Origin of the sequence: Streptomyces cynarae (genome assembly GCF_025642135.1) — a bacterium.
Taxonomy (GTDB): domain Bacteria; phylum Actinomycetota; class Actinomycetes; order Streptomycetales; family Streptomycetaceae; genus Streptomyces; species Streptomyces cynarae.
Window position 1 is genome coordinate 8,319,747 of record NZ_CP106793.1, and the last position, 26,484, is coordinate 8,346,230.

Here is a 26,484-nt window from a genome sequence, read left to right on the forward strand (position 1 = left end):
CCCAGGGGCGCGAACCGGCACACGACGGATGGATCAGGTGCTGTCAGTACCCTCCGTAGCACCCGTCATCGTCGTCATCGTCGCCGTGGCCGACGTAAACGGCGTGGTCACCGCGGCCGCCGTCGTATCCGTGGTCGCCGTGGTCCCCATGGTCGCCGTTGCCACCGTAGCTGCCCCAGTAGCCCCAGTCGTCATCGTCGTCGCAGTAGTTCGTCTGGACGGAGGGGTGTACCACCGGCGGCGCGCTCGCCATCGCGACTCCACTGCTTGCCGCGCCGGCCAGCAGCATCGTGCCGGCGACCAGTGCGACCCTGCGTCGGACGTTCGTCATCGTGTCTCTCCTTGCTCACAGGCACGGAGGCCCTCTTTTGTCCTGGTTTGTTCCAGCTTGCGACGGGCCCCCTGAGAAGAGGCTGAGAGCAGCTCGACGCGCGAGCACGCCCACGCCTTCGTAGGGTGGAGGAGAGGTCGGCCATGCGAGTGCTGGTGATCGAGGACGGACGGGGACTCGCCGCGGCGATCGCTCACGGGCTCGCCGAGGAGGGCTTCGTCACCCGTGTCGTACACGACGGCGTCGACGGCCTGTGGCGGGCCGTCCACGAGCCGTACGACGTGATCCTGCTCGACCTCATGCTGCCCGGCATCTCCGGATACGAAGTGCTGAAGCGGCTGCGGGCCGCCAGTGTGTGGACCCCCGTCCTCGTCCTGAGCGCGAAGGACGGCGAGTACGACGAGGCGGACGCCCTCGACCTCGGAGCCGACGACTACCTGAGCAAACCGTTCTCGTACGTCGTGCTGGTCGCCCGGCTGCGGGCCCTGCTGCGGCGCGGGGCGCCCGCCCGGCCCGCCGTGCTCGCGGCCGGCGACCTGGCCCTGGACCCCGCGCGCCGCCACTGCCGCCGTGCGGGCCGGGAGATCACCCTGACCGCACGCGAGTTCACGCTGCTGGAGTTCCTGCTCCGGCACCCCGACGAAGTGATCAGCAAGACGGACATCCTCGACCACGTCTGGGACGACAACTTCGACGGCGACACCAACATCGTCGAGGTCTACATCGGCTATCTGCGGCGCAAGATCGACACCCCCTTCGGCCGCCGGACCATCGAGACGGTCCGCGGGGCCGGCTACCGGCTGCACGCCACCGGGATCTGACCGGGCGCCTCCCCGTCTCCGCGTGGTGTGCCCGGCGCTCCCTGCGCCTGAGGATGACCGCCGCGGCCGCCCTGATAATTTCGGGGGCCCTGGTCGGCGCGGCCCGTCTGCTCGTGGTCTGGCTGCGCACGAGCCTCCTCACGGGCCTCGACCAGACCGCGCTCGAGCGGGCGCAGGTCATCGCCGCCGGCGTCGACACCGACAGCCTCGCCCGTGTCCTGCCGGCCTCCGGCAGCGGCGACACCGCCGTCCAGGTCGTCGACGCCCGGCGCGCGGTGCGCTCCAGCTCCGCCAGCCCGGAGGGCCGGCCCGCGCTGTTCACCTTCCGCCCGTCCTCCTCCGGCACGGCCCACACGGTGCGTGGACTGCCCCTGAGCGAAGACGGAACCTGGCGCGCGGTCGCCCTCGAGGCCGGGCACGACGACCCGCTCACCGTGTACGTCGCGGTGCCCACCGCGGCCGTCGACCAGAACCTCGCCCAGCTCACCGTGGGCCTCGCCATCACCGTGCCGCCGGCCGTCGCCCTGCTCACCGGTGTCTGCTGGCTGTTCACCGGCCGGGCGCTGCGCCCCGTGCAGGCCCTGCGCGCCCAGACGGCCGAGATCACCGCCTGCGACCTGGGCGGCCGCCTCGACCCGCCGCCGAGGACGTCCTGGGCAGGCTCGCGCGGACCCTCAACGACCTGCTGGCCCGGCTGGACGTCGCCACCCGGCGGCAACGGCAGTTCATCGCGGACGCCGCGCACGAGTTGCGCTCCCCGCTGAGCAGTCTGCACACCCAACTGGAGGTGGCCGTCCGGCATCCCGGCTCGGCCGACCGGGCCACCCGCGGACCTGCCCTCGTCGAGGAGAGCGAGCGGCTGTCCCGGCTCGTCGACGACCTGGTACGGCTGGCCCGCCTGGACGCCCCGCCCCGGCTGTGCATGCGCCCCGTGGACCTGGACGAGATCGTCTTCCGCGAGGTCCGCCACGCCCGCCGGCACGCCTCCGTGGTCTTCGACCAGGGCGCCGTCAGTGCGGCCCGGGTGTACGGCGACGGGGACGCCCTGGCCCGGGTCGTGCGCAATCTGCTCGACAACGCCATCCGGTACGCCGACCGACGGATCGAGGTCAGCCTGGGCGTCCGCGACCGCGCCGCGCACCTGGTGGTCGCCGACGACGGCCCCGGCATCCCGGTGGCCGACCGCCGACGTGTCTTCGACCGCTTCACCCGCCTGGACGGGGCCCGCGCCCGGGGCACCGGCGGAAGCGGCCTCGGTCTCGCGATCGTCCGCGACCTCGTCGTCGTCCACCACGGCCGCATCGGCATCGAGGACAACGCCCCCGGAGCCCGCATCGTGGTCCGCATCCCGGCGACCGACCACTGACCGGCCGGCTGGTCCCCGGCCTCAGGCCGCCGCACGCTCCGGTCCCGGCCAAAGCGCCGCCTGGCCCGCTGTGCCGTCGAGACCGCTCGACGCCCCGGCCACCTCACCCGTGCCCGAAGCCCGGGACGGTCCTGCGGTGCCATCGCTGCCTGTACCTGATACTTCACTGTTTCGTCACAGTGTGAGCCGCACCACAACCGAGCGACCCTCACGCCGGTCTAGCGTGCAAAGACCGCAGAACACGTGGAAGGGAAGGCCCGGCATGGGGGACATACGCAGGCGGGGGGCCGTCGCGCTCGGAATCACGGGGTTGGTGGCGCCGCTCACGCTCGCGCTCACCAGCGCGCCCGCCGAGGCGGCGAGCTGCACCACGCAGACCGGTCCGTACCAGAAGCAGGTGGAGAAGTTCCTCGGCCGCCCGGTCGACGGCAGGCAGTCGGCCGCCGACTGCAAGGCCGTCCAGGCCTTCCAGAACAAGCACGGCATCACACCCGCCATCGGCTACGCCGGGCCCGTCACCTGGGGCGTGATGGACCTGATGAACAAGCAGAAGGCCGTCGGCAGGAACCCCAACAAGGACGGCAAGTGCCCGGTCAACAAGGGCCGCATCGCCTGCGTCAACCTGACGCTCCAGCTCAGCTGGATCCAGGACGGCAGCCGCCTCGTCTACGGACCGGTGCCCGTGCGCACAGGGCGCAAGGGCTATGCGACCCGCACCGGCCTGAAGAAGATCTACTGGCGGAACCTGCACCACGTCTCGACCATCTACAACGTCCCCATGCCCTACAGCCAGTTCTTCGACGGCGGGCAGGCCTTCCACTCGGTCAACCTGAGCATGTGGAACCCGCCGGGCTCCCACGGCTGCGTCAACATGACCACGGCCGACGCCAAGAAGTACTGGTCACTGCTGAAGGTCGGCGACGACGTGTTCGTCTACGGCCGCAAGCCGGGCACCTGAGACAGGCACCCGGCTCGGCCGCAGCGGTACGTCACACCGCCGGAGCGTCCCCGAAGTCCGGGATCTCCAGGCGGACCCCGCCCTTCAGCGCCGACTGGTGCGCGATGATCCCGGGCAGCGTGTAGCGGGCCGCGACCCAGGCGTTCACGGACGGCAGGGTGCGGGAGTTGACGGCCGTCACGAAGTCGTCCACCAGGAAGTGGTGGCTGCCCTCGTGGCCGTTGTGCAGGTTGTCGAACTCCCGCGGCAGCCGTGAGCGGTCGTGCACCGGCGCCGAACCGGAGGTGAAGGCGGCCCGCAGCTCGGGCGCGATGTGCTGGAGCGAGGGGTCGTCAGGGGACATGGTCGGCTTGGGCTCAAGGAGCTCGGTGATGTCGTCGACCCCCTTCTTGTCCTGCCACAGGGCCACCGTGGCGAGCTGCTCCATGCTCGCCTCGGTGCCGAAGAACCTGAAACGCGACTCCCGGATGTGCGAGGGGTAGCCGACCCGACGGAACTCGTTCGTACGGAACGAGCCGCCGCCCGCCACCTCGAACAGCGCGGTGGCGTTGGAGAAGTCGTTGTCGAACTGGCTGATCTCCTTGTCGAAGACCCCGTCCCCGCGCTCGTCGCGCACCCCGATCGCGGACACGCTCACCGCATGCGTCTGCCAGGCGCCGAGCACACCGCCCACCGAGTGGGTCGGGTAGAGCAGCGGGGGATAGCTGGCGGTCGCCTTCCAGCGCTCGCCGCCGCTGTACTGGTAGGCCTCGTAGAAGCCGAGGTCCATGTCGTGCACGTAGTCGCCCTCGGCGTAGAACAGCCGCCCGAAGGCGCCCTCGGCGATCTGGTTGCGGGCGTGCACGGTCGCCGGGTTGTACTGACTGGTCTCACCCATCATGTAGGTCAGCCCGGTCGCCTTGACCGCGTCGATGATCGCCGCTATCTCCTCCGTGGTGATCGCCATGGGGACGGCGGAGTACACGTGCTTGCCGGCGTTCAGTCCCTGGACGACCAGGGGGCCGTGCGTCCAGCGCTGGGTGAAGATGGCGACCGCGTCGACCGCCTTGGACTCCAGCATCGCCTCGTAGGAGGGGAAGGTGCCGGCGAGGCCCTGGGCGGCGGCGAGCTGCTCGGCCCGTTCGGGCAGCAGGTCGGTGACGTAGACGTCGCTGACGCCGGGGTGGGCCTGGAACAGCGTGGCGAACTGGCCGGAGAACTGGCCGGCGCCGACGATGCCGAGCGAGAACGTCATGAAATGGGTGCCCTTCACTGGGAGAGGATCAGGTCGATCTGGCTGTTGGTCTTGTCGAGGCCGCTCACCGCGGCGCCGTCGTAGATGTCCTGCATGGCGGGGTGCATGAGCGCGTACACGTCCGCCGCGTAGTTGGTGATCGGGTAGGTGAAGGTGGTGAAGTCCCGCTTGTCGGCGACCGGCTCGGTGAACGCCGTGACGTCGATGCCCTTCTTCTTGTAGGCCGCGACGGCGGCCCGGGTCCCGTCGGGTGTGGCGGGGAAGACGATGCCGTAGCTGCCCACCGTTTTCTGGCAGGCGTCGGAGGACAGGTACTTCACCCGCTTCAGGGCGCCCTGCTTGTTGTGGGCGTTCTTGGTGACGGAGTCGGCGAGGCCGTTCATCATGGTGGCCCGCCTGCCGGTGGGGCCGACGGGGGTGAAGGCGGTGCCGATCTTCAGGTTCTTGCAGCCGTAGTACGTCGAGATCATCCAGGCGCCGTCGAAGGCCATCGCAGCCTTGCCGGACGCCAGTTGCGCGTTGGCCGGGTTGGCGCTCTCGCTGTAGTCCGTCTGCGGCGCGAGGTAGCCATTCTCCGCCAGGCCGAAGTACCACTTGACGACCGACTGGAAGGTCTCGCTGTCGTACCGGTACTTGGTGCTCCACCGCTCCCTGTCGGTGTAGTGCCAGCCGGCGGAGCCGGTGAAGGGGCTCCATGTCGTCTGGCCGTCGCCGTCGCCGGCGCCTCCACTGGCGAGCCCGTACACCTTGACGTGGTGCTTGTCGAAGCCAGGCTCGTCGCCGCGCTTGCCGTTCCGGTCGATGGTGAGGTGGGCGACGGTCTTCTCGAAGGTACCGCCGTCCTTCACGGGATCGCCTGGAGGCCCGCGAACAGCAGCAGCGCCGTGTAGCCGACGTGCCGCCACACGTTGATCAGCGCGATCGTGGGGATGGCCCAGCTGGAGGCGACGGTCATCGGTGACCCTCCTTCGGTCGGCTCGTCCTCGGTGGCACTTACTTTTGATGCGAAACAATCGTCGCGTCAAGACTCGTGCGCCGATCTTTTGGGATGGCGTTAGTGGCGTAGAGTGCCTGTAATTAATTCCACCGCAAAAGAAATCTTGTGGGAGTCTGGTCGCATGACCGCACGTGCCGCCAGCTGGCTGCCGCTGAGTCCCGGCGAGCGTGCCGTGGCGATCGAGGTGCTCGTCCACGGGCCGCTCTCGCGCGCCGACCTCGCGCGACGGCTCGACCTCTCGGCCGGCAGCCTCACCCGGCTCACCAAGCCGCTCATCGAGTCGGGTCTGCTGATCGAGGTCGCCGACGGGGGCGGTCCGGCCGAGAGCCGCCAGGGGCGCCCCTCGCAGCCCCTCGACGTCGTCGCCGAGTCCCGGACGTTCCTCGGATTCAAGATCACCGAAGAGATGGTCCACGGCGTGGTCACCACGCTCAGAAGTGACATCGTGGCCCGCCTGGAGCGCCCGCTCACCAGCCACGACCCCGTCCATGTGGCCGCGCTGCTGGCGGAGATGACCAGCGCGCTCACCGCCGAGTTCCCGACGGCGGCGGGCATCGGCATCGGCGTCGGCGGACTCGTCCAGGACCGCGCCGTGGTCGGCGAGTCCGCCTACCTGCACTGGCGCGAGGTGCCGCTGGCCCGGCTGGTGGAGGAGCGCACCGGGCTTCCGGTGGTCATCGAGAACGACGTCGCCGCGTTCGTCGAGGCCGAGACCTGGTTCGGGGCGGGGCGCGGTCTGGAGCGCTTCGTCGTCCTCACCATCGGCGCCGGCATCGGCTACGGCCTCGTCCTGGGCGGCAAGCGGGTGCCCCACGCCGAGGAGGACCGCGGCTTCGGGCGGCACTGGATCATCAACCCCAACGGGCCGCTCACCCCGACCGGCGAGCGCGGCAGCGCGGTCTCGCTGCTGACCATCCCCAGCATCCGCTACCAGATCCGGGCCGCCACCGGCAGCGACAAGACGTACGAGGAGATCCTCGGGCTCGCCGCCGCAGGCGAGCCGATGTGCTCCCGCGTCGTCGACGAGGCCGCGCGGGCCCTCGGCACGCTGGTCGCCCAGATCTCCAACTTCGCGATGCCGCAGAAGATCCTGCTGGCGGGGGAGGGGGTGGGGTTGATGGACGTGGCCGGGAAGACGGTGGAGGAGGCCATCCGCGCCCAGCGGCACCCGCTGGCCGCTCCGGTCGTTCTGGAGACCAAGGTCTCCGACTTCCACGACTGGGCGCGCGGAGCGGCGGTGCTGGCGATCCAGGTGCTCGTGCTGGGTGTCGTGGACGGATGACGTGCCCGGCCGGGCCGGACGTGATCAGCTTCACGGTCCGGAATGCCGGGAGGTGCCTGATTGCTCACATCACCTTCACGCCGGGGCCCGTATGCTTCACGACATGTCCACCACTCCTGAACCCGTAGCGGAGCGTTCCGCCGACGAGGTCAACGAGGAGATCCGGGCACTGTGGTTCCGCAGCGGCGGGATCCTCAGCCTCGAGGAGCGGCGGGAGTACCAGCGGCTCGTCCTGGAATGGGCGGCGGCCTCCTCGCCGCGCCCGACGAAGGCGGCCTGACCGCCCGCCCGGCCACCTCCCGCGTTGCGACCACCGCCGGCGGCGGCGGCTCGGCATATGCGCGGCAGGCCCGGTTTCCTCCGGCACCCGCAGCACCCTGGAGCGGACAGCGACTCGGCCGCTCAGCCCCAGGTCCCCGCGTACGCCCGGCGATAGGCGTTCCGTTCCTGTTCCGACCGGATGTAGCGCGTGGCCACCAGCGCGACCAGGCTGCCCGCGATGACCAGCAGACCGGGCCCGACGTTCCGCGGGTCGGTGAGCCGCGACACGATTCCGCCCGCCGCCCCTCCGGCACCGACCTCCTGGACCGCGCCCGGCGCCGCCGACCCGGGCGCGATCGCCGCACCCTGAGACGCCGAGAGGGACGGCGCCGGAGCGGCGGAGGCCCCGGCGCTCGCACCGCCCGGTGCCTGGCCCTGCCCCGTCAGCTGGACCCCGAGAGCGGTCATCGCCTTCGTCACCGGCTGGAAGAACGTCGTACCGCCCGCCTGGCAGTCCCCGCTGCCGCCCGAGGTCACGCCGAGCGCGATGCCTTCCGAGAACAACGGGCCGCCGCTGTCGCCCGGTTCGGCGCACACCGTGGTCTGGATGAGACCGGTGACCGAGCCCTCCGGGTAGTTCACCGTCGCGTTGAGCGCGGTGACCTCGCCGTCGTGCAGACCGCTGGTGCTGCCGCTGCGGAACACCTTCTCACCCACCACCGGGTCCCCGGCCGCCGTGATGCGCACCCCGCGCCCGCCCCCGATGGCCACGACGTTCTCCCCGGGCGTCGCCTGCCCGTTCTCGTACCGGATGAGAGAGAAGTCGCCGTCCCCGGGGAACTCCGAGGTGACGGTCCGGCCCAGTTGCGTCCGGCCCGTGTTGTCGGAGAACCAGAGCGTGCCGCCCGGGCCGCAGTGCCCGGCGGTCAGGATGAACTGGGTCCGCCCGTTGGTCACGTTGAAGCCCGCGGAACAGCGGCCGCTGGTCGAGAAGATCGGCTGGGCGCCGGCCACCCGGGTCGTGAACCGTCCCTGGCTGCGCTCCATCCGGACGAAGTCCCCGATGCCGTGGGCGAGTTTCGTCATACGGGACCAGTCGGACACGGAGACCGTGCGGTCGGCCTGCACCACGACCTGGTTGGTCCGGTAGTCAACGGACCAGGCGGTGCCCGCCACCCTGGGGGCGGAACTCAGCGTCTTCGTGGCCGACTTCAGCTGCTCCATGCTGTGCCGCACCATCTTGGCCCGGGCCCCGGCCGCCGTGACCGCGTCCGCCGCGGCCCTGTCCGTCACCGCGACCACGGGCTTCCCGTCGGAGGCGACCCAGCTGCCCGCCGTCCGGGAGGTGCCGAGCCGGGACACCAGTTGGGAGCCCGTCCGTGAAGCGGTCATGGCGGACGTGCCCGTGCTGAAGGGGGTCTGCGCGCCGGACGGTTCGCTCGCCAGTGCCTGGGTGACCATCAGACCGCCCAGGAGCAGTCCGCCGACGGCCGCGATGCGAGCCCCCCGCCGGACGATCCGTCGTCGTGCATGCCTCATCCATGGCTCCCGAACCCGAACAGCACGGCGTCACCACCGCGGGGCACTCCGGTCGTCGCGCGCCCTCACTCCATACGTGCGCACGCGCCCGGGTGTTCACCGACGCGCCGCGGAAGTCACGCCGTCGGCCGGGCGTCGCCGGGCAGGCGCGAGCGGACGAAAGACCCTAGGAGTGCCGCAGCGAGACACCGCTGCGCTCGTCCCCCCACAGCGAGTCACCGTCGACGTACGGGCGCAGCAGCGCGGTCAGCCCCGGGTCGCCGCGCCCGTTCAGCTCGTCGGAGGCGATCTTTCGGGCGATCCCCGCGAGGAAGTCGGCGAGCTGCACCCGCGCATCGAGCCGGGAGTCGACGAGCCGGAACCCGAAGAGTCCCGTGGCCTCCTTGAGCCAGGCGATGCGCTGCGCGGTGAGCACGTTCTGCTCGTCGTGCACGAGCGCCACCTGGTGCCCGCCCGCTCCCCAGTACGCCGCGGTGCGCACGAGGGCCGGCAACAGGGGGTTGAGCGCCGGAACGAGCGCGGGCCCGTCGGCGATCCGCGCCCGGTACGCCCGCGCCCTCTCCCGAGCCCCGGCCAGCAGCGCGAGGGTCTCGCCCGCGTCGCCCCGCGGACGGGCCCGGAGCAGGTCCTCGACGAGGAGGAAGAAGGAGTCGACGGGAGCCTCCGGCTGCCCGTTGCCCCTGGCCCGCATCAGATCGTTGGACGCCTCCAGAAAGCGCCGCCACGGCTCGTCCCCGAAGCGCTCACGCCCGGTGCGGAAGAGGGCGAGGGCGGGTGCGGGATCGCCGAGCAGCAGGTCCACCACACGGTCGACCACGAAGAACGACTTCTCCACGAGCAGCACATGGGCGTGCCCGTGCAGCGGCCCCGAGGCGCCGAGAAACCATTCCAGCACCGCGCGGTGCTTCTCCCGCAGCAGATGGGCGGCCTTGTACTCCTCCGCCGGCGAGCGGATGCGGTCCCGGATCTCCTGGACGTGCGCGGCAGCCGAGGGGAGAGGCAGATGCACACTGGCGTGCGCGAACACGTCGGTGTTCCCGCTGGTGAGGTTCTCTCCGTCCGATCCCGACTCGTCGCAGGCCACCTCCAGCAGTCGTCCCGCGGTCGGCGCGCGGACCGTACTCTCACGATGCCGGCTCACCGTCTCGCCCCCTGCCCTCGTACCGCATGAGGATCATCCCGCACCCGGCGCACGGCGAACCGTCCCACGCCGCCGGTGAAGTCCAGCCAATCCCCGGCTACTCCGAAGTAACTGTCTACGCGTCAGTAACTCTTGCGTCGCCTGGTGTCCATTATTGGACGTGAGCATGACGAACGAGGCCGGTGCGGAGGCGCCACCGCCGCACGGACGCGATGTGGACGCGAGGGAAGGGACGAGCATGACAAGACGTGGTGCGGTGCGCCGTATCGGCGCGGTGTCGGCGGTCGTGGCGCTGGGCATCGGAGGCACGGTGACCGCCGCGGGAAGCGCCTCCGCGGCTCCCGCGGCAACCACCGTGAGCGTGGCGGCGGCGCAGGCCGCCGGTGTCGACTACGCCACCTGGCAGGCGGATGTGAAGGCGGTCATCGACCAGGCGCTGCCGTACGTCCGGCAGCGCACCGCGACCGCGGCCGGGCAGAAGCTCGCGATCGTCTTCGACATCGACAACACCACCCTCGAGACGTACTTCCACCCCTGGTACCAGCTGCCCACCGCGGCGGTGCAGCCGTCCCTGGAGCTCGCGAAGTACGCCAAGTCCCGAGGAGTGTCCGTCTTCTTCGTCACCGCGCGCCCCGGAATCATCGAGGCCGAGACCAAGTGGAACCTCAAGACGGTGGGCTACCCGGTCGACGGCCTCTCCGTGCGGGATCTGCCGGACCTGTTCGACGAGGTGAGCGCGTACAAGACGAGCAAGCGCGCGGAGATCGAGGCGCAGGGCTACACGATCATCGCCAATGTCGGCAACAACGCCTCCGACCTGGTCGGCGGCCACGCCGAGCGCACGTTCAAGCTGCCCGACTACGACGGCACGTTGTCCTGACGGCACTTTCCGCGGGAGAGGACGCCGGTACGGCCGTACCGGCGTCCTCCTGCGTGCGGCTCCTACACTGCGCTCATGCACGCGCTCCTGGATCAGCTCGGAACGGGCAAGTACCTGTTGGTCACCAGCTACCGCCGGAACGGCACCCCGGTCGCCACCCCGGTCTGGGTGGTGCGGGACGGCGACGCGCTCGGTGTGTGGACCGCCGCGGACTCCTGGAAGGTGAAGCGCATCCGGGCCCGCTCCGACGTCCTCGTCGGCCCCTGCGACGTGCGCGGCAAGCCGACCGGCGAGCAGATCCCCGCCACCGCCGAGATCTGCGACGCGGCCGCCACCGCCCGCTACCGGCAACTGATCGCACGCAAGTACGGCCTCGTCGGCCGCCTCACCCTTCTCGGCAGCCGGCTGCGGCGCGGCGAGAAGGGCACGGTCGGCATCCGGGTGACGCCTGCTCAGGCGTAGAACGACCCCCGCGTGCTCCACGCCGTGTCGCCGAAGACGTTCTGGTCCTCGTAGTGGACGCCGGACAGTTGCTGCTGTCTCCCGCCACGCCAAGCTGTCTCCCTATGTAGACACCGTCTTGGATATAAGACGGGGTGACGGGAGTATGGGCCGCGTCGACATCGAGAGGGGGACCGTGTGGACGTCGGCGCCGTTGTGCTGCTCGCGGGAGCGGGAGTCGCCTCCGGGCTCGCCGGTTCGATCGCCGGTCTGGCCTCGCTGTTCAGTTATCCCGCGCTGCTGGCCGCCGGGCTCCCGCCGGTCGCCGCCAACGTGACCAACACCGTGGCGCTGTTCTCCAACACGGTGGGCACCGCGGTCGCCTCAAGGGAGGAACTCCATGGCCAGCGCCGACGTCTCGTGCGGCTCGCCCTGCTCGCGGCTGCGGGAGGCTCGGCCGGCGCGGCCCTGCTTCTGGGCACCTCGTCCTCGGCGTTCGAGCGTGTCGTGCCGTGGTTGATCGCCCTGGGGTCCGTACTCATCCTGGCCCGCGAGCCGTTGCGCCGGCTGGTGGCGAGACATCCGTCGAGGGGCGGCGGCGTCCGCGCCAAACTGCCGTCGGCGTGCGCGGTGCTCGTGGTGGGGCTGTACGGCGGCTACTTCGGCGCTGCGGCGGGTGTCCTGATGCTGGCCGTGCTGTCGCTGTCCGCGAGTGAGCCCCTGCCCGTCACCAACGCCGTGAAGAACATCGCCACGGGTGCCGCCAACGTCGCCGCGGCCGTCGCCTACGCCTTCCTGGCCCCGGTCGACTGGACGGCCGCGACCGCGCTCGGGCTCGGCTGCCTCGTCGGCAGCCGGATGGGCCCGGTGATCGTACGGCGCCTGCCCGAGACCCCGCTGCGGATCTCCATCGCCCTGGCGGGCCTCGGCCTGGCCTTCTCCCTCTGGCGCCAGGCAGGCGGACGGTGAGTCGGATTCCATCGCCTCATCAGATTCCATCTGCGCCTACCCATTGACCTGCGGCGTCCACAACCCTAGCCTCCATCCTCATGTGTAGACGGCGTCCCTATATGAGGACATCGTTCAGGTAGGCGATCGCGGTTCAAGGGGAACTGACCCATGCCACTTGTTGTCGTAGCGATCAGCGTGCTGATCCTGCTCTTCTTGATGACGAAGCTCAGACTCAACGGCTTCGCCGCCCTGTTGCTGGTGGCCGTGGGCGTCGCCCTCGTCCAGGGCATCCCGCTGGAGAAGATCCCCGACGTCCTCTCCGACGGCATCGGCGGGCAGATCGGCGACACCATGCTCACCATCGGGCTCGGCGCCATGGTCGGACGGGTGATGGGGGACTCCGGCGCCGCCCAGCGGATCGCCGGAAGGCTGCTCGACGTCTGCGGCCCCCGCTGGGTCCAGGTCGCCATGGTGCTGACCGCCATGCTGATCGGCGTCACGATGTTCTACGAGGTCGCGTTCGTCATCATCGTGCCCATCGCGTTCACGCTGGTACGGGTCACGAGGGCCAACCTGCTGTGGGTCGGCCTGCCGATGTCGATCGCCCTGTCCACCATGCACAGCTTCCTGCCGCCGCACCCCGGCCCCACCGCCGTCGCCGCGACCTTCCACGCCTCGGTCGGACTGACCCTGTTCTACGGCCTGTTCATCGCCGTCCCGGTCGGCGCCCTGATCGCCCTGGTGTGGCCACGTCTTCCGTTCGTCCGGAGCATGAACCCGTCCATACCCACCGGCCTGGTCAGCGACCGTGTCTTCACCGAGGAGGAGATGCCCGGCATGGGCTGGTCCCTGTCGGTCGCCCTCCTGCCCGTGGTGCTGATCGCCGGCGCGGCGGTGACCGACCTGGCCACCTCCGCCTCCGGCCCCGTCCTGCACTTCGTCGCCTTCATCGGCTCGGCGCCCATCGCCCTGCTGCTCACCCTGTGCGTCGCGATCTGGGCGTTCGGACCGCGGATCGGCCGCAGTCTGGAGGAGGTCGGCGCCTCGTGCCGGTCGGCCGCCCAGGCGATGGCGATGATCCTGCTGGTGATCGGTGCGGGCGGGGCGTTCAAGCAGGTCCTCGTCGACGGCGGGATCTCCGACTACATCAAGCACGCCACCGACGGCTGGTCCCTGTCGCCGATCATCCTCGCCTGGCTCATCGCGGCCATCCTCCGCGTGGCCCTCGGCTCGGCGACCGTCGCCGTCGTCACCGCGTCGGGCGTGGCCCTCCCACTGCTGGCGGGCAGCGGCGTGCACCCGGAGATGATGGTCCTCGCCGTCTCCTGTGGTTCGATCGCGTTCTCCCATGTGAACGACCCGGGCTTCTGGATGTTCAAGGAGTACTTCAACCTCTCCGTCCTCGACGCGATCAAGGCACGCACCACCTACACGACGGTCCTCGCGATCCTGGGTCTCGGCGGGGTCCTCGCCATGGAGTCGATCCTGGACGCCATCGGCGTGTGACCCGCGTCCCCCTCCCGCCGCACCACCTCCGTACCTGACCGAGGAGTCCTGTCATGGGCCAGCCCACCGTCACCTCCTACTCCGTGTACCCGGTCGCCGGCCGGGACTCCATGGCGCTCAACCTCTCCGGCGCGCACGGCCCCTGGTTCACCCGCAACGTGGTCGTCATCGAGGACTCCGAGGGGCGCACCGGGCTCGGTGAGGTGCCCGGCGGGGAGCGGATCACACGGACCCTGCGCGAGGCGGAGCCGCTCGTCGTCGGCGCACGCGTCGGCGACTACAAGCGGGTCCTGCGCTCCATGGGCGAGCGGTTCGGGGACCGGGACGCGGGCGGACGCGGCGAGCAGACCTTCGACCTCCGCACCACCGTGCACGCGGTCACCGCAGTCGAGTCGGCGCTCCTCGACCTGCTCGGGCAGCATCTCGAGGTGCCTGTCGCGGCTCTGCTGGGCGACGGCAAACAGCGCGACTCCGTCCGCTTCCTCGGCTACCTCTTCTACGTCGGCGACGCCGACCGGACCGACCTGGACTACGTCCGTGAACCCGGCGCGAGGTCCGACTGGTACCGCATCCGCCACGAGGAGGCCCTCACCCCCGAGGCGATCGTCCGGCAGGCCGAGGCCACGCACGAGCTCTACGGCTTCCGCGACTTCAAGCTCAAGGGCGGTGTGCTGCCGGGCCCTGAGGAGGTCGCGGCGGTGCGCGCCCTGAAGGAGCGCTTCCCGGACGCCCGCATCACGCTCGACCCGAACGGCTGCTGGTCGCTGCGCGAAGCCGTCGAACTGTGCCGGCCCCTCGTCGGCACCCTCGCCTACGCCGAGGACCCCTGCGGAGCCGAGGGCGGCTACTCCGGGCGGGAGATCCTCGCCGAGTTCCGCCGGGCCACCGGGCTGCCCACCGCGACCAACATGATCGCCACCGACTGGCGTCAGCTCACCCACGCGCTGGCGCTGCAGTCCGTCTCCATTCCGCTCGCGGACCCGCACTTCTGGACCATGCAGGGGTCGGTCCGTGTCGCCCAGTTGTGCCACGACCTGGGGCTGACCTGGGGCTGCCACTCCAACAACCACTTCGACATCTCCCTGGCCATGATGGCCCACTGCGGAGCCGCCGCCCCCGGTGAGTACAACGCGCTGGACACCCACTGGATCTGGCAGGAGGGACTGGAGCGTCTGACCGTCGAGCCGCCGCGGATCACCGGCGGGGAGGTCGCCGTACCGGACACCCCCGGCCTCGGCGTCCGGCTCGACCGCGACCGGCTCCTCGCCGCCCACGAGCTCTACCTGAGCAAGGCCCTGTCGGACCGCGACGACGCCGCCGGAATGCGGTACCTCATCGAGGACTGGACGTTCGACGCCAAGCGGCCCTGCCTGTACGACAGTAGACCCACATGGCCCGACCGGGTGGACAACGACGGTCCTGCGGACCGGGATCGAGCGGAAGGTGATCGTCACCGTCGATCATGAGGCCCGGCGGGACAGCCGGTCTCCGCCCTCGCGCATCGCGTACCGAGGTGGAGAGATGTCCCGCACGGGCAGACGAGTAAGTGGCCTCCGATCGAAGGGCCGTCGGCTGCCGGGTTTTCTGGCGACCATGCTGACGGCCTGTCTGCTGCCCGGTGCAGCCGGAGCGTTGCCGCTGATTGCGGCCACGGAGGCCCACGCCGACCAGACGACGGTCTCGGTTGACAATCTCCGTACCGGCTGGGACCCGAATGAGCCCGGCCTGGCGCCCTCCCAGGTGTCCAGCTCGGACTTCGGCCAGCAGTTCTCCACCGCCGTGGACGGCCAGGTCTACGCCCAGCCGCTGGTGGTCGGAAAGACGGTCGTGGCTGCCACCGAGAACAACAAGGTCTACGGACTGGACTCGGCCACCGGAAAGATCAACTGGACGGTCAACCTCGGTGCGCCGTGGCCGGCTTCGGCCATCGGCTGCGGTGACCTCCAACCCAATCTCGGCGTGACGTCGACCCCCGTGTACGACGCGGCCACCAAGACCGTCTACCTCACCGCGAAGGTCAATGACGGCCCTGACACCCAGCACCCCAACTGGTACATCCATGCCCTCGACGCGGCCAGCGGCGTCGAACGCGGCGGCTGGCCGGTGAAGGTGCAGGGCGCTCCGGTCAACGACCCCAGCCACCCCTTCAACGCGTTCACCGCAGGCCAGCGCCCCGGCCTGCTCCTGATGGGCGGATCGGTGTACGCGGCGTTCGCCTCGCACTGCGACATCGGCCCCTACGTCGGCTATGTGCTCGGCGTCAACACCTCGACCCGCTCGACCACCTTGTGGGCCACCGAGGACGCCAACGCCAACGGCAAGGCCGGCATCTGGATGAGCGGCGGGGGCCTGGTCTCGGACGGGCCGGGCAGGATCCTCCTCTCCACCGGCAACGGAGTCTCCCCGGCGCCCGGCCCCGGCTCCAAGCCTCCGGGCCAACTCGCCGAGTCGGTGGTCCGACTGGGCGTCAACAGCGACGGCACGATGTCGGCCCAGGACTTCTTCAGTCCGAGCAACGCTCCGCAACTGGACCAGAACGACACCGATCTCGGCTCCGGCGGCCCCGTGGCGCTGCCCGGTTCGCCCTTCGGCACCGGCCAGCATCCTCATCTCCTGGTCCAGATCGGCAAGGACGGCCGGCTCTTCCTCCTCGACCGGGACAACCTCGGCGGCCGTAGCCAGGGGCCGGGCGGCAGCGACGCGGTGCTCGGCAACTTCGGTCCGTACGAGGGCGTCTGGGGACACCCGGGCGTGTACGGGGGCGAGGGCGGCTATGTGTACACGATCGGCAGCCGCGGGCCGTTGCGGGCCTTCGCCTACGGTGTCACTGGCTCGGGCCTGCCCGCCCTGTCCAGCGCGGGTGCGAGCAGCGGCACGTTCGGCTACACCTCGGGCTCGCCGGTGGTGACCTCCACCGGGACGACCGCAGGCTCCGCGCTCGTGTGGGCGGTCTACACGGACGGTTCCAACGGAGCGAACGCCCAGCTGCGCGCGTACGACGCCGTGCCGGTGAACGGAACAATGAAACTGCGCTGGTCCGCCCCGATCGGCACCGCATCGAAGTTCTCCGTGCCCGCCACCGACGGCGGACGCGTCTACGTCGGCACCCGCGACGGCCACGTGCTCGCCTTCGGCCGTCCGTCCAGCGCCGCGCTGACGGGCAACCCGGTGGACTTCGGAAAGGTGCCCGTGGGCAGCACCGCCAAGGCCACGGCGACCGTCACCGCGACCCGCGACGTGACCATCACCGCGGTGTCCACGCCCTCGGGCAGCAGGTTCTCCGCCGCGCCCACCGGTCTGCCGCGCACGCTGCACGCGGGCGACACCTACTCGGTCCCGGTCACGTTCTCACCGACGTCGACCGGAGCGGACAGTTCGGTCCTGAACTTCACCACCAATCTGGGCACGATCGGCATCGGCCTGACCGGATACGGCACCCAATCAGGCCTCACGCCCACCCCGGCCACACTCAACTTCGACACCGTAGCCACCGGAACGTCCAAGACCCTGGGGGTGACCTTCACCAACACCGGGACCCAGCCCGAGACGATCACGGGCACGAGCCCGCCGAACGCCCCCTTCAGTGCCACCGGCCTGCCCGCGAACGGCACCGTCGTCCAGCCTCAGCAGTCGGTCACCGTCCAGGTGAAGTACGCACCGACCGCCGCCGGTGACAACACCGGGACGCTGTCGGTCACCGGGCAGAACGGCACCGCGAAGGTCACCCTCACCGGTACGGCGGTGGTCGGCCAGGCACGGCTGACGGTGACGCCCACCTCCACCGATTTCGGCCAGGTCCCCGTCGGACAGTCCGTCACCAGGACCTTCGACATCAAGAACACCGGTAACGTCCCGCTGACCATCACCAAGGCGGCACCGCCCGCAGCTCCGTTCCACGTCAGCAACCCGGTGAGCGAAGGCCAGGTCATCGGCCCGGAGGACGTGGTGCACCAGGCCGTCACCTTCTCCCCGACGTCCATCGGCTCGGTCACCGGCACCTACCAGCTCACCTCGGACGACGGCCGGGGCCCGCAGAACGAGACGCTCACCGGTAGCGGAACCCCGGCCGGCAACGGGATCAACGTTCCGGCGCCCGGAGCCGGCGGCTGGAAGCTCAACGGATCCGCGCAGTTGTCCGGCGGCGACCTCCAGCTCACACAGGCAACCGGCGAGCAGGCGGGCTCGGCGGTCTTCCCCGTCCCCGTGGTGACCGACGGCCTCAAGGCGACGTTCACCACTGTCATCGGCGGCGGCAGCGGCGCCGACGGCCTGACCTTCAGTCTGCTGGACCCGGCCAGGACCACCCCGAGCGCACTCGGCGCCAAGGGCGGGGGCCTGGGCTGGTCGGGACAACCCGGCGTGGCGGTCACCTTCGACACGTACAGCAACTCGGGCGACCCGTCGTCGAACTTCGTCGGCATCGCCACCGCGGGAACCGGTGACAAACTCACCTACGCGGCGACCACCACCGCCGTCCCCAACCTGCGCTCCGGCACCCACGCCGTCTCCGTGTCCGTCACCGGGACCACCCTCACGGTCACCATGGACGGCACCACGCTGCTGAAGACCGCGGTGCCCTCGCTCAGCCCCACGGCCCTGCTGGCCTTCACCGGCGGCACCGGCGGGCAGACCGACATCCACACGGTGAGGAACGTGGGCATCACCGCCGCCGCGTACGCGGTGCCGCCGCCCGGGCCCAACGGCTGGTCGTTCAACGGCTCGGCCCAGCTGTCCGGCACCGACCTGGTCCTCACCAAGGCCGTCTCGAACGCCAAGGGATCCGCCCTCCAGGCCACCCCCGTACCGGCGGCGCGACTGCGGGCCCACTTCACCGCCTCGATCGGCGGCGGCAGCGGCGCCGACGGCTTGGCCTTCCTCCTGCTCGACCCCGCCAAGACGACCCCCACGTCCCTCGGCGCGGACGGCGGCGGCCTCGGTTACGCGGGACTGCCGGGTGTCGCCGTAACCCTGGACACCTATGCCAACGCAGGCGACCCCTCGTCCAACTTCGTCGGAGTGGCCACCGGCGGCAACGGCGACCGACTGCAGTACGCAGCCACCTCGACCGCCATCCCCTCCCTGCGGAGCGGCACCCACACGGTCGACGTGACCGTGACGACCGCCGGGCATCTGCTCGTCAGCCTGGACGGCAAGCAGATCATCGACACCCCGGTGACCCTGCCGCAGAACGTGCGGGTCGGGTTCAGCGGAGCCACCGGTGGAGCGACGGACAATCACACGGTCCTCGGCGGCGTCAAGATCGCCTACTGAGGTATCGGCGGGCTAGGAGATCACCATGCGCAGACGCATCACCCCCCTTCTGGTGGCGCTCGCCGCCGCGTGTTGCACCGCCGCGGCCCCAGCCCCACAGCAGCACACCGCAGCACCGGCGCCGCCGCCGCTGACCGTCATGGTCGGCGACACCGACACACTGGGACGCATCCTCACGGACTCGGAGGGACGCACGCTCTACCGCTACGACCTCGAGCACGACGGCACCGTCGTCTGTGTCGCGTCCTGTACGGCCACCCGCAAGCCGCTGCTCACCCGGCTCGGCACCGAACTGCGACTGCCGCCCGGCATCGCGGGAACGCTCGGCACGGTCTCCCGCCCCGACGGCGGCGACCAGGTCACGTACAACGGCTCACCCCTCTACCTCTTCACCGGGGACGCGAAGCCGTCCGACACCAACGGGGTGACTCTCGACTGGCATGTGCTCCAGCCCCGCGACGCCCCGACCGCCCGGGCCGCCCAGACGGCTGGGGCGGCCCGCGCCGGCTCGAGGGCCGGAGGAGACCCCGGGAAGGCGTCACCGCGTTCCCGGTCTGTCAGGGCCAGGCCGCCGTCTCCACCCGCTTCCGTGCCGAGAGCTTGAGCTGGATGCTGGAGAGGTGGGCCTTGACGGGGGGGGGAAGAGAGGCACATCTCCGCGTTGGTGCGGTCGAGGGCGACCAGGCGGACGACGTCCAGTTCTCGGTAGCCGGCCGGGCCTCCATGGCGCTCAACCTCTCCGGCGCGTACGGCCCTTACTTCACCCGCAACGCGGTCGTCGTCGAGGACTCCCAGGGGCGCACCGGGCTTGGTGAGGTGCCCGGCGCTGAGCGGATCACACGGAGCCTGCGCGAGGCCGAGCCGCTCGTGGTCGGTGCCCGCGTCGGCGACTACAAGCGCGTGCTGGGCGCCATCACCATCAACGTGATCGGGATGGAGACCTGGACACCCACTGGATCTGGCGGGAGGGACTGGAGCGTCTGACCGTCGAGCCGCCGCGGATCACCGGCGGGGAGGTCGCCGTACCGGACACCCCCGGCCTCGGCGTCCGGCTCGACCGCGACCGGCTCCTCGCCGCCCACGAGCTCTACCTGAGCAAGGCCCTGTCGGACCGCGACGACGCCGCCGGAATGCGGTACCTCATCGAGGACTGGACGTTCGACGCCAAGCGGCCCTGCACGGTGCGCGACTGATGCTGCCGAGCGCCGGCCATGCGCATACGGCACTTGCCTAATAGATTTAGGAAAGTGCATAATCCCTTCAGGTTCACGTACGAAGGGGCAGGCGATGGCGCGCGCAGGGCTGACCACCGAACGCCTGGTCCGGGCAGGGGCGGAACTGGCCGACGAGGTCGGCTTCGACCAGGTCACCGTTTCCGCGCTCGCCAGGCGGTTCGATGTCAAGGTCGCAAGCCTGTACTCGCACCTGAAGAGCTCCCACGACCTCAAGACCCGGATCGCCCTGCTGGCCCTTGAGGAACTCGCCGACCGGGCCGCCGAGGCGCTGGCCGGGCGGGCCGGCAGGGACGCCCTGACGGCCTTCGCGAACGTCTACCGCGACTACGCCCGCGAGCACCCGGGCCGCTACGCGGCGGCGCGGTTCCGGCTCGACCCGGAGACGGCGGCCGCCAGCGCCGGGGGCAGGCACGCGCAGATGACGCGTGCGATCCTGCGCGGCTACGACCTGACGGAACCGGACCAGACGCACGCGGTCCGGCTGCTGGGCAGCGTCTTCCACGGCTACGTCAGCCTGGAGGCGGCCGGAGGCTTCAGTCACAGTGCTCCCGACTCGCAGGAGTCCTGGACATGGATCCTGGACCGCCTCGATGCCCTGCTGCGCAACTGGCCCGCGAACGCGGGCACTTGAACATCTTGATCAACAGGTTGAAGCGATGAGCACCCACTGGATCACCACACCCGTCACCGCGGACCTCCTGCGCGGCGCCCTCGACCTGGAGCGCACCGCGCACGGCGTCCTGCCGCACCGGCTGCCCGCCCGGGCCCGCGCCCAGTGCGCCGACCCGCAACTCGCCCTGGCCGAGTCCCAGCCCTCCGGTGTCCGGCTGGCCTTCCGCACCCGGGCCACCGCCGTGGAACTGGACGCGCTGCCGACCAAGCGCGTCTACGCGGGCGCCCCGCCCCGCCCGGACGGCGTCTACGACCTGCTCGTCGACGGCCACCTGGCGGGCCGGGCCAGTGTGCCGGGCGGCCACACCCTCACGATCGACATGGCCACCGGAGCCGCCGAACACCGGCCCGGACAGGCCGGCACCCTCCGCTTCACCGACCTGCCCGACCGGCTCAAGGAGGTGGAGATCTGGCTCCCGCACAACGAGACCACCGAGCTCGTCGCCCTGCGCACCGACGCGCCTGTGGAGCCCGTACCGGACCGGGGCCGCAAGGTGTGGCTGCACCACGGCAGTTCGATCAGTCACGGCTCCGACGCCGCGAGCCCCACCACCACCTGGCCCGCGCTCGCCGCCGCCCTCGCCGGCGTGGAACTGATCAACCTGGGTCTGGGCGGCAGCGCCCTGCTCGACCCGTTCACCGCCCGCACCCTGCGCGACACCCCCGCCGACCTGATCAGCATCAAGATCGGCATCAATGTTGTCAACACCGATCTGATGCGTCTGCGTGCCTTCACCTCCGCCGTGCACGGCTTCCTCGACACCATCCGCGAAGGCCACCCCACCACACCGCTGCTGGTCGTCTCGCCCCTGCTGTGCCCCATCCACGAGGACACCCCCGGCCCCAGCGTCCCGGACTTCACCGCCCTCGCCGCAGGGCGACTGAGCTTCCGGGCCGCCGGGGATCCGGCGGAGGTGGCGCAGGGCAAGCTGACCCTCGCCGTCATCCGTGACGAGCTGGCCCGGATCGTACGGCAGCGGGCGGCCGACGACCCGCACCTGCACCATCTCGACGGCCGCGACCTCTACGGCGAGGCGGACGCCGCCGAACTGCCACTGCCCGACGAACTCCACCCGGACGCCGCCACACACCGCCGCATCGGCGAACGCTTCGCCAAGCTGGCCTTCACGGCCGACGGCCCCTTCAGGCCCTAATAACCGACGGAGAACGTGGCGTCGGCCCGGTCGGCGGCCGTCGAGATCGGGTCGATGCGCAGCACGTAGTCGGAGTGCCGGATGTAGCGGGTCGGGTAGTTGTACGAGCGGAAGGACGTCCACGAGGAGTCGGCGAGCCCCGCGGTGGAGTAGAAAGTGGCGTCCTGTGCGAACGTCGACGTGCCGTCGTTCACGTCCAGCCGCAGCTGGTAGTCGTAGTGCCGCAGATATCGGGTCGGGTAGTTGACCGATTGGAAGGACACTCCCGAACTGTCCGCGAGACCGGGCACGAGCTTCCACTGCGCGTCCGTGTACGGGTCGAAGGGGTACTCGTCGATACGGCCGACGTAGTCGGAGTGCCGGACGTAACGCGCCGGGTAGTTGTACGACTTCAGCCGGCGCCAGGCCGGAGCGCCCCACTTGGCCACGAGGTTCGTGTACTCGGTCGTGGTGATCGGCTGGATCGTGCCGTGCTTGGAGTTGACCGGCTGGGTGTAGTCGCGCTGGTTCAGGGCCGTCCAGGTGCCGGAGGCCAGGTCGGTGCTCTGCCAGGCGTAGAAGACGCCGTTGGGCGTGTAGGTGTCGCCCCACAGGTACCAGGCGCTGGACGTCTGCGACTTCACCAGGATCGGTGCCTCGGTGCCGCCGTGCGCGACCGGGGTGCTGAAGGCGGTGAAGCTGCCGGGATCCAGCGATGGGGACCGCGCGCCCACCAGAGCCTGCTTGGAACTGTCCTTGAAGTAGAGGTAGTTCACGCCGCCGACCCCTACCGCCATGTCACCGTCGATGACGTCGTAGCCCGGGTCGAAGAAGACCTGCGGGGACGACACCGTCAGGAAGTCGGCGGTGTAGTTGACCATGATCACGTTGTGGCCGCTGCCGTTGACGGCGGAGTAGATGATCGCGTACCGGCCGCGCCCCGCGTCCCAGAACGCCTCGGGCGCCCAGCTGTGGGTGTTCATGTCGTGCAGCTTCAGCCTGCGGTAGCCGGTGAAGGTGCGCAGGTCGGCGGAGTCCCAGACGTGGATGTACTGGCTGACGTAGCTCCAGTCGGTGCCCTTGAGGTCGGTGGCGAGGACGACGAAGGTGCCGTCCTGTTTGCGCAGGATGAACGGGTCGCGCAGGCCGCCGGCGCCCGCGGTGGGCGTGACCACGGGGTCGTTCTGATTGAGCGGCATCCAGTGGCGGGAGTCCGTGCTGACCGCCAGGTGCAGGCCGTAGTCGGTGCCGGTGCCGTTCGGCGACTCGGTGAAGTAGCCCATCACATGGGCCGAGTCCGCGGCGCGCGCGGTCCGGGCGCCGGTGGTCAGGTCGGCGGACAGGGCCAGTGGCACGGTCGCGGCCATACCGAGGATCAGCCGGCGTGACGGCCGTGAACCGGGGCGGGGGTGGACGCTCATGCGCTCTCCAAAGCGTTGCGGGCGACGGGATTTCGAACGCGGTTCGGTGAATTGGTCAGAAGGTAGAGGCGAGGTGAGCGAGCGTCAATGGTGAAGGCGGTGCTTGCCGATTCCTGTGCGGCAATGGCCCCTCAGGGCATCGTGCCTCCCCGGACGTCGGGTGAACCCCGTCGCCGCGGTGACTGTGGAGTCCCGGTGAACCGGTCGGCATGCCCGCACGTATCTCTTCCCGGGGACGGCGGGAGACCGCGGGCACGGAAGGAGAGCAGTGTGTCGACACCGACCGGGCAGGGTCAGCGGCTGCGGCGCCGGGTGCTGGAACCCACCTACGTCGTGCGCCGCCGCCGCACCGAGGCCCTGGCCGAACTGGTCAAAGAGCTGCAAGAAGGGGAGAGACGCCCGCCGCAACCCGTCTACGAGCCGATCGTCGTCCACGTGGCGCCGGCGACCGCCGAGGACGCGACGGAGGAACTGCCTCCCGTACCGTCCACCCGGGACCGGCGCGAGCGGCCCGTCGACGACGGACTCACCCTGCGCCGCGCGGCGATCACGGTCGGGGTGACCGCGGCCGCCCTCATCGGCTTCGGCGCCGCCCTCCTCCTGCCCGGCCCGCAGGGCGACGGCACCGAGCAGCACGCCGCGGCTCCGCCGCCCCGGTCACCCGCCACCAGCGCCCCCGTCCAGCGGACCGGCACCGACCCCGACGGCCCCGGGACACTGCGCGAGGGCGACAGCGGCCCGCAGGTGACGGAGCTGCAACAACGCCTGCTGCGCATCCCCGACGTCTACGAGCACGGGTCCACCGACGGCCGCTACGACGCCACGCTTGCCGCCGCCGTGGCCCGCTTCCAGCTCTGGTACGGCATCCGCGGCGACGAGACCGGCGTCTACGGCAACGACACCCGCCGCGACCTCGAGTCCCGCACCACGCTCTAGCGAGGTGCGGCAGCGGGCACGGGTCCGCGTACGGCGGCCGCTCACCCTCGATCCGTACGCTCCCGTGCCCGCCCAGCGGTACGGGCGTGTCGCGCATTCCCCTGGCGCGACACGCCCGTCACCGTTCAGTGACCGGCCACCGGCTACCGCTTCAGCAGCCGTACAGCCAGCCCGTCCGCCGCGTACACGGGGACCGCCCGGTAGGCGTCCGACGCCACGGTGACGCGCCCGAACTGCCCGCGCAGCGACCCTGTCGCGATCACCGGGACGGTGGCGCCCGCCGCCGGAGGCCGGTCCTCGTCCAGGCGCAGCGTCAGCACGCTGTCGCGGTCGAGCACCACGCGCCGCTCGACCGTCAGCGCCGCCTTGTGTCCCGCCCGCAGCGTGACGTCCAGGGCCGCACCGGCCGCCTGCGTGTAGGAGCCGCGTACCCGTGCGGCGCCGGCCACCTCCAGCGTTCCGCCCGTCACCCGCACATCACCGTGACCCAGCGCGCTCCGCGAGGCGGCGACCAGGGTGCCGTCCTCGACCACGGTGCCGCCCGTGTACCGGTTGTCCCCGGTCAGGGCCAGGGTCCCGGTGCCGCGCTTGGTCAGGCCGCCCTGTCCGTCGATGTCGTTGCGCCAGCTGTCGTGCGCGCCGAACCCGCCGTCGGCCGCGTTCATCGTCACACGCACGTCCGTGTCGAAGGAGCCGTAACCGTCCGCCGCCGCGAACAGGTCGAGCCGCCCCCACTGCTCGAAGCCGTCCAGCAGCACATAGCCGGAGGGCAGCGCGGTCGTCCGCAGCACCTCGCGCCGCTGCGCCGCGTCCAGGTACGGCAGCCGCGTCTCCAGCAGCACCTCGGCGCCCTTGGGCACGGTCAGGTCGCTGTGGCGTCCGTGGCGGGTCAGCACATAGGTCAACCGGGGCCCGACCACACGGACGTTGGTGCCCCGGTCGGCGTACGGGTCGCTGTCCGTGCCCGCCGAGTGCGCGTAGGCGTAGAGCGTGTCGGCCGTCGCGCCGGTCTTCTCCTGGAAGTAGGCGAGGGCCTGGGCGCGTGCCGCGGCCTTGAGGCCGGCGTTGGCGGGGTCGGCGAGCGTGGCGGCGGCCAGGGCGGTGGCCATGATGCGCCCGCCGATCACGTCGACGGTGGAGTGCATGCCTGCCACGATCCGGGTGTGGCTCAGTTCCAGGGCGCGGGTCACCAGCTCCTGGAAGCGCTCCGGGACCGCGTACGCGTAGGCCAGCCCCGCCAGGTGGAAGGCGTTGGTGTGGCCGCTCGGGAACCCGCCGTCGTCGGTCGGGGACGTGCTGCGCTGGCGCAGCAGCTGAGGGGCGACGACGACGTCGGACTCGTAGACCGGGTAGCCGAGCGCGTCGGTCCTCCCGGTGTCGACGACCTCACTGTCCTCGTTCATGCGCCATGGACGCGGGTACTGGTAGGCGTACTTGGCCGGGTTGCCGGACGCGTAGGGGCCGCGCAGGGTGTCGACCAGCTCGGCCACCTTGCCGAGCGCGGAGTCGTGGGAGCCGGCGCCGAGCGCGGAGCCTGCAGGGGCGTCGGCGGGCACGGCGTCGTCGATCTTGGTCGGCGGCGTGCCGTCCGGCGCGCTCGTGATCGACGTGACCGCCTTGGCGCCCGCCTTGTAGAGGTCGGCCAGCGGGCCCAGGCCGGCGATCATCGCGTAGCTCTGGTGCTGCCGGTCGAAGAGGAACGCCTCCTTCGCCTGCGCGTCGGTGCGAGCGGAGGTGATCCGGGCGCAGTAGCGCATGTTGGCCCGCAGCACCTCGGGCATCAGGGGAGTGCCGGTGTTCCAGGCGCCGCCCGTCTTCCACACCGTGCTCATGCCGCCGAGAACGCGGACGACCGCGTTGGTCTCGGGGGTGAGGTTGGCGAGCACGTTCGTCCTGTAGTCGTCGACGAACGCGGCGGGGCTCGTGGCGGCCTTGGCGTCCGCCGCGGCGAGCCAGCCGGCGAAGGTGGGCGCGGCCAGGATCCCCGCCGAGGCACCCAGCGAGGTCTTGAGGAAGCCTCGGCGGTTGACGGACGAGGTGGTGTGGTGCCCGGCGGGTGACGGCATGCGTGAGCCTCTCTTCAGTTCTTCGGCCGTGCGGCCGGGGTG

General features: G+C 70.8%; 22 protein-coding genes and 4 pseudogenes. 18 read left to right on the forward strand and 8 right to left on the reverse strand.

Features of this window, described 5'->3' with window-relative positions; genetic code table 11:
* Positions 1 to 43: 43 nt before the first annotated feature.
* A complete protein-coding gene (locus tag N8I84_RS37565; RefSeq protein WP_263233970.1) occupies positions 44 to 331 on the reverse strand; it encodes a hypothetical protein in 288 nt (95 codons plus the stop codon).
* A 143-nt stretch (positions 332 to 474) separates the two neighbouring features.
* On the opposite strand from N8I84_RS37565, the gene N8I84_RS37570 reads away from it, so the two are divergent.
* The 4 genes from N8I84_RS37570 (at position 475) to N8I84_RS37585 (ending at position 3,476) form a co-directional block, all read left to right on the forward strand.
* Positions 475 to 1,152 (forward strand): response regulator transcription factor, encoded by a 678-nt coding sequence (locus N8I84_RS37570; protein WP_263233971.1) that lies wholly within the window; start codon positions 475 to 477, stop codon positions 1,150 to 1,152.
* Between the two features lie 53 nt (positions 1,153 to 1,205).
* Positions 1,206 to 1,916, forward strand: a complete 711-nt coding sequence (locus N8I84_RS37575; protein ID WP_263233972.1) for a hypothetical protein — start codon at positions 1,206 to 1,208, stop codon at positions 1,914 to 1,916.
* Entirely contained in the window at positions 1,901 to 2,518 is a 618-nt protein-coding gene (locus tag N8I84_RS37580) for a sensor histidine kinase (RefSeq protein WP_263233973.1), read from the forward strand. Before N8I84_RS37575 ends, N8I84_RS37580 begins: the two co-directional genes overlap by 16 nt.
* 262 nt (positions 2,519 to 2,780) lie before the next feature.
* Entirely contained in the window at positions 2,781 to 3,476 is a 696-nt protein-coding gene (locus N8I84_RS37585; protein ID WP_263233974.1) for a L,D-transpeptidase family protein, read from the forward strand.
* Between the two features lie 31 nt (positions 3,477 to 3,507).
* Here N8I84_RS37585 and N8I84_RS37590 read toward each other — a convergent pair whose 3' ends face one another.
* The 3 genes and pseudogenes from N8I84_RS37590 to N8I84_RS37600 form a co-directional block, all read right to left on the reverse strand.
* On the reverse strand, positions 3,508 to 4,710 hold the full coding sequence (locus tag N8I84_RS37590; RefSeq protein ID WP_263235015.1) for a Gfo/Idh/MocA family protein: 1,203 nt from the start codon (positions 4,708 to 4,710) through the stop codon (positions 3,508 to 3,510).
* Positions 4,711 to 4,724: 14 nt separating this feature from the next.
* Positions 4,725 to 5,555: pseudogene (locus tag N8I84_RS37595) on the reverse strand (extracellular solute-binding protein); the annotation flags it as partial.
* 2 nt (positions 5,556 to 5,557) lie between these two features.
* Positions 5,558 to 5,650 (reverse strand): annotated as a pseudogene (locus N8I84_RS37600) (sugar ABC transporter permease); the annotation flags it as partial.
* Between the two features lie 178 nt (positions 5,651 to 5,828).
* Between N8I84_RS37600 and N8I84_RS37605 the strand changes: the two are divergent.
* Positions 5,829 to 6,989 carry an ROK family transcriptional regulator gene (locus tag N8I84_RS37605; protein ID WP_263233975.1) on the forward strand — a complete coding sequence of 387 codons (1,161 nt, stop codon included), beginning with the start codon at positions 5,829 to 5,831 and terminating at the stop codon, positions 6,987 to 6,989.
* A gap of 91 nt (positions 6,990 to 7,080) precedes the next feature.
* Positions 7,081 to 7,269, forward strand: coding sequence for a hypothetical protein (locus tag N8I84_RS37610; protein ID WP_263233977.1), 189 nt, complete (start codon positions 7,081 to 7,083; stop codon positions 7,267 to 7,269).
* A 122-nt stretch (positions 7,270 to 7,391) separates the two neighbouring features.
* Here N8I84_RS37610 and N8I84_RS37615 read toward each other — a convergent pair whose 3' ends face one another.
* Both N8I84_RS37615 and N8I84_RS37620 read right to left on the reverse strand, forming a co-directional pair.
* Entirely contained in the window at positions 7,392 to 8,789 is a 1,398-nt protein-coding gene (locus N8I84_RS37615) for a S1 family peptidase (RefSeq protein WP_263233978.1), read from the reverse strand.
* A gap of 166 nt (positions 8,790 to 8,955) precedes the next feature.
* Positions 8,956 to 9,930 carry a DUF3800 domain-containing protein gene (locus tag N8I84_RS37620; protein WP_263233980.1) on the reverse strand — a complete coding sequence of 325 codons (975 nt, stop codon included), beginning with the start codon at positions 9,928 to 9,930 and terminating at the stop codon, positions 8,956 to 8,958.
* Between the two features lie 238 nt (positions 9,931 to 10,168).
* Here N8I84_RS37620 and N8I84_RS37625 point away from each other — a divergent pair, with 238 nt between their 5' ends.
* From N8I84_RS37625 to N8I84_RS37670, 11 genes and pseudogenes are all read left to right on the forward strand, one after another.
* A complete protein-coding gene (locus N8I84_RS37625) occupies positions 10,169 to 10,810 on the forward strand; it encodes an HAD family acid phosphatase (RefSeq protein WP_263233982.1) in 642 nt (213 codons plus the stop codon).
* Positions 10,811 to 10,885: 75 nt separating this feature from the next.
* The gene (locus N8I84_RS37630) at positions 10,886 to 11,272 is read left to right on the forward strand and encodes a PPOX class F420-dependent oxidoreductase (RefSeq protein WP_263233983.1); all 387 of its coding nucleotides are present in this window, start codon (positions 10,886 to 10,888) and stop codon (positions 11,270 to 11,272) included.
* Between the two features lie 177 nt (positions 11,273 to 11,449).
* Positions 11,450 to 12,220, forward strand: coding sequence for a sulfite exporter TauE/SafE family protein (locus N8I84_RS37635; protein ID WP_263233984.1), 771 nt, complete (start codon positions 11,450 to 11,452; stop codon positions 12,218 to 12,220).
* Between the two features lie 150 nt (positions 12,221 to 12,370).
* The gene (locus N8I84_RS37640; protein WP_263233985.1) at positions 12,371 to 13,708 is read left to right on the forward strand and encodes a gluconate:H+ symporter; all 1,338 of its coding nucleotides are present in this window, start codon (positions 12,371 to 12,373) and stop codon (positions 13,706 to 13,708) included.
* Positions 13,709 to 13,761: 53 nt separating this feature from the next.
* Positions 13,762 to 15,081: pseudogene (locus N8I84_RS37645) on the forward strand (enolase C-terminal domain-like protein); the annotation flags it as partial.
* 220 nt (positions 15,082 to 15,301) lie between these two features.
* Positions 15,302 to 18,979 (forward strand): choice-of-anchor D domain-containing protein, encoded by a 3,678-nt coding sequence (locus tag N8I84_RS37650; protein WP_263233988.1) that lies wholly within the window; start codon positions 15,302 to 15,304, stop codon positions 18,977 to 18,979.
* Positions 18,980 to 19,004: 25 nt separating this feature from the next.
* On the forward strand, positions 19,005 to 19,583 hold the full coding sequence (locus N8I84_RS37655) for a COG4315 family predicted lipoprotein (RefSeq protein WP_263233990.1): 579 nt from the start codon (positions 19,005 to 19,007) through the stop codon (positions 19,581 to 19,583).
* Positions 19,584 to 19,606: 23 nt separating this feature from the next.
* Positions 19,607 to 19,963: a hypothetical protein gene (locus N8I84_RS37660; RefSeq protein ID WP_263233991.1), complete on the forward strand. Its 357-nt coding sequence runs from the start codon at positions 19,607 to 19,609 to the stop codon at positions 19,961 to 19,963.
* Positions 19,921 to 20,172, forward strand: a pseudogene (gene gudD / locus N8I84_RS43265) (glucarate dehydratase); the annotation flags it as partial. The gene N8I84_RS37660 and the pseudogene gudD, both read left to right, overlap by 43 nt.
* 94 nt (positions 20,173 to 20,266) lie before the next feature.
* Positions 20,267 to 20,845 (forward strand): TetR/AcrR family transcriptional regulator, encoded by a 579-nt coding sequence (locus N8I84_RS37665; RefSeq protein WP_263233993.1) that lies wholly within the window; start codon positions 20,267 to 20,269, stop codon positions 20,843 to 20,845.
* A gap of 25 nt (positions 20,846 to 20,870) precedes the next feature.
* The gene (locus N8I84_RS37670; protein ID WP_263233994.1) at positions 20,871 to 22,040 is read left to right on the forward strand and encodes a GDSL-type esterase/lipase family protein; all 1,170 of its coding nucleotides are present in this window, start codon (positions 20,871 to 20,873) and stop codon (positions 22,038 to 22,040) included.
* Here N8I84_RS37670 and N8I84_RS37675 read toward each other — a convergent pair.
* Positions 22,037 to 23,440, reverse strand: coding sequence for a glycoside hydrolase family 43 protein (locus tag N8I84_RS37675; protein ID WP_263233996.1), 1,404 nt, complete (start codon positions 23,438 to 23,440; stop codon positions 22,037 to 22,039). The genes N8I84_RS37670 and N8I84_RS37675 overlap by 4 nt on opposite strands.
* Positions 23,441 to 23,710: 270 nt before the next feature.
* On the opposite strand from N8I84_RS37675, the gene N8I84_RS37680 reads away from it, so the two are divergent.
* A complete protein-coding gene (locus N8I84_RS37680) occupies positions 23,711 to 24,376 on the forward strand; it encodes a peptidoglycan-binding domain-containing protein (protein ID WP_263233997.1) in 666 nt (221 codons plus the stop codon).
* 143 nt (positions 24,377 to 24,519) lie between these two features.
* On the opposite strand, the gene N8I84_RS37685 is transcribed toward N8I84_RS37680, so the two are convergent.
* Positions 24,520 to 26,442 (reverse strand): phosphatase PAP2 family protein, encoded by a 1,923-nt coding sequence (locus N8I84_RS37685; protein WP_263233998.1) that lies wholly within the window; start codon positions 26,440 to 26,442, stop codon positions 24,520 to 24,522.
* Between the last annotated feature and the right edge of the window lie 42 nt (positions 26,443 to 26,484).

What these genes read in the sequence shown, in the direction of transcription:
- N8I84_RS37640 (WP_263233985.1), top strand. Translation starts at nt 12,371, where the DNA reads ATGCCACTTGTTGTCGTAGCGATCAGCGTGCTGATCCTGCTCTTCTTG.
- N8I84_RS37570 (WP_263233971.1), top strand. Translation starts at nt 475, where the DNA reads ATGCGAGTGCTGGTGATCGAGGACGGACGGGGACTCGCCGCGGCGATC.
- N8I84_RS37665 (WP_263233993.1), top strand. Translation starts at nt 20,267, where the DNA reads ATGGCGCGCGCAGGGCTGACCACCGAACGCCTGGTCCGGGCAGGGGCG.
- N8I84_RS37585 (WP_263233974.1), top strand. Translation starts at nt 2,781, where the DNA reads ATGGGGGACATACGCAGGCGGGGGGCCGTCGCGCTCGGAATCACGGGG.
- N8I84_RS37650 (WP_263233988.1), top strand. Translation starts at nt 15,302, where the DNA reads ATGCTGACGGCCTGTCTGCTGCCCGGTGCAGCCGGAGCGTTGCCGCTG.
- N8I84_RS37625 (WP_263233982.1), top strand. Translation starts at nt 10,169, where the DNA reads ATGACAAGACGTGGTGCGGTGCGCCGTATCGGCGCGGTGTCGGCGGTC.
- N8I84_RS37685 (WP_263233998.1), bottom strand. Translation starts at nt 26,442, where the DNA reads ATGCCGTCACCCGCCGGGCACCACACCACCTCGTCCGTCAACCGCCGA.
- N8I84_RS37655 (WP_263233990.1), top strand. Translation starts at nt 19,005, where the DNA reads ATGCGCAGACGCATCACCCCCCTTCTGGTGGCGCTCGCCGCCGCGTGT.
- N8I84_RS37565 (WP_263233970.1), bottom strand. Translation starts at nt 331, where the DNA reads ATGACGAACGTCCGACGCAGGGTCGCACTGGTCGCCGGCACGATGCTG.
- N8I84_RS37630 (WP_263233983.1), top strand. Translation starts at nt 10,886, where the DNA reads ATGCACGCGCTCCTGGATCAGCTCGGAACGGGCAAGTACCTGTTGGTC.
- N8I84_RS37670 (WP_263233994.1), top strand. Translation starts at nt 20,871, where the DNA reads ATGAGCACCCACTGGATCACCACACCCGTCACCGCGGACCTCCTGCGC.
- N8I84_RS37590 (WP_263235015.1), bottom strand. Translation starts at nt 4,710, where the DNA reads ATGACGTTCTCGCTCGGCATCGTCGGCGCCGGCCAGTTCTCCGGCCAG.
- N8I84_RS37605 (WP_263233975.1), top strand. Translation starts at nt 5,829, where the DNA reads ATGACCGCACGTGCCGCCAGCTGGCTGCCGCTGAGTCCCGGCGAGCGT.
- N8I84_RS37575 (WP_263233972.1), top strand. Translation starts at nt 1,206, where the DNA reads ATGACCGCCGCGGCCGCCCTGATAATTTCGGGGGCCCTGGTCGGCGCG.
- N8I84_RS37615 (WP_263233978.1), bottom strand. Translation starts at nt 8,789, where the DNA reads ATGAGGCATGCACGACGACGGATCGTCCGGCGGGGGGCTCGCATCGCG.
- N8I84_RS37610 (WP_263233977.1), top strand. Translation starts at nt 7,081, where the DNA reads ATGCTTCACGACATGTCCACCACTCCTGAACCCGTAGCGGAGCGTTCC.
- N8I84_RS37675 (WP_263233996.1), bottom strand. Translation starts at nt 23,440, where the DNA reads ATGAGCGTCCACCCCCGCCCCGGTTCACGGCCGTCACGCCGGCTGATC.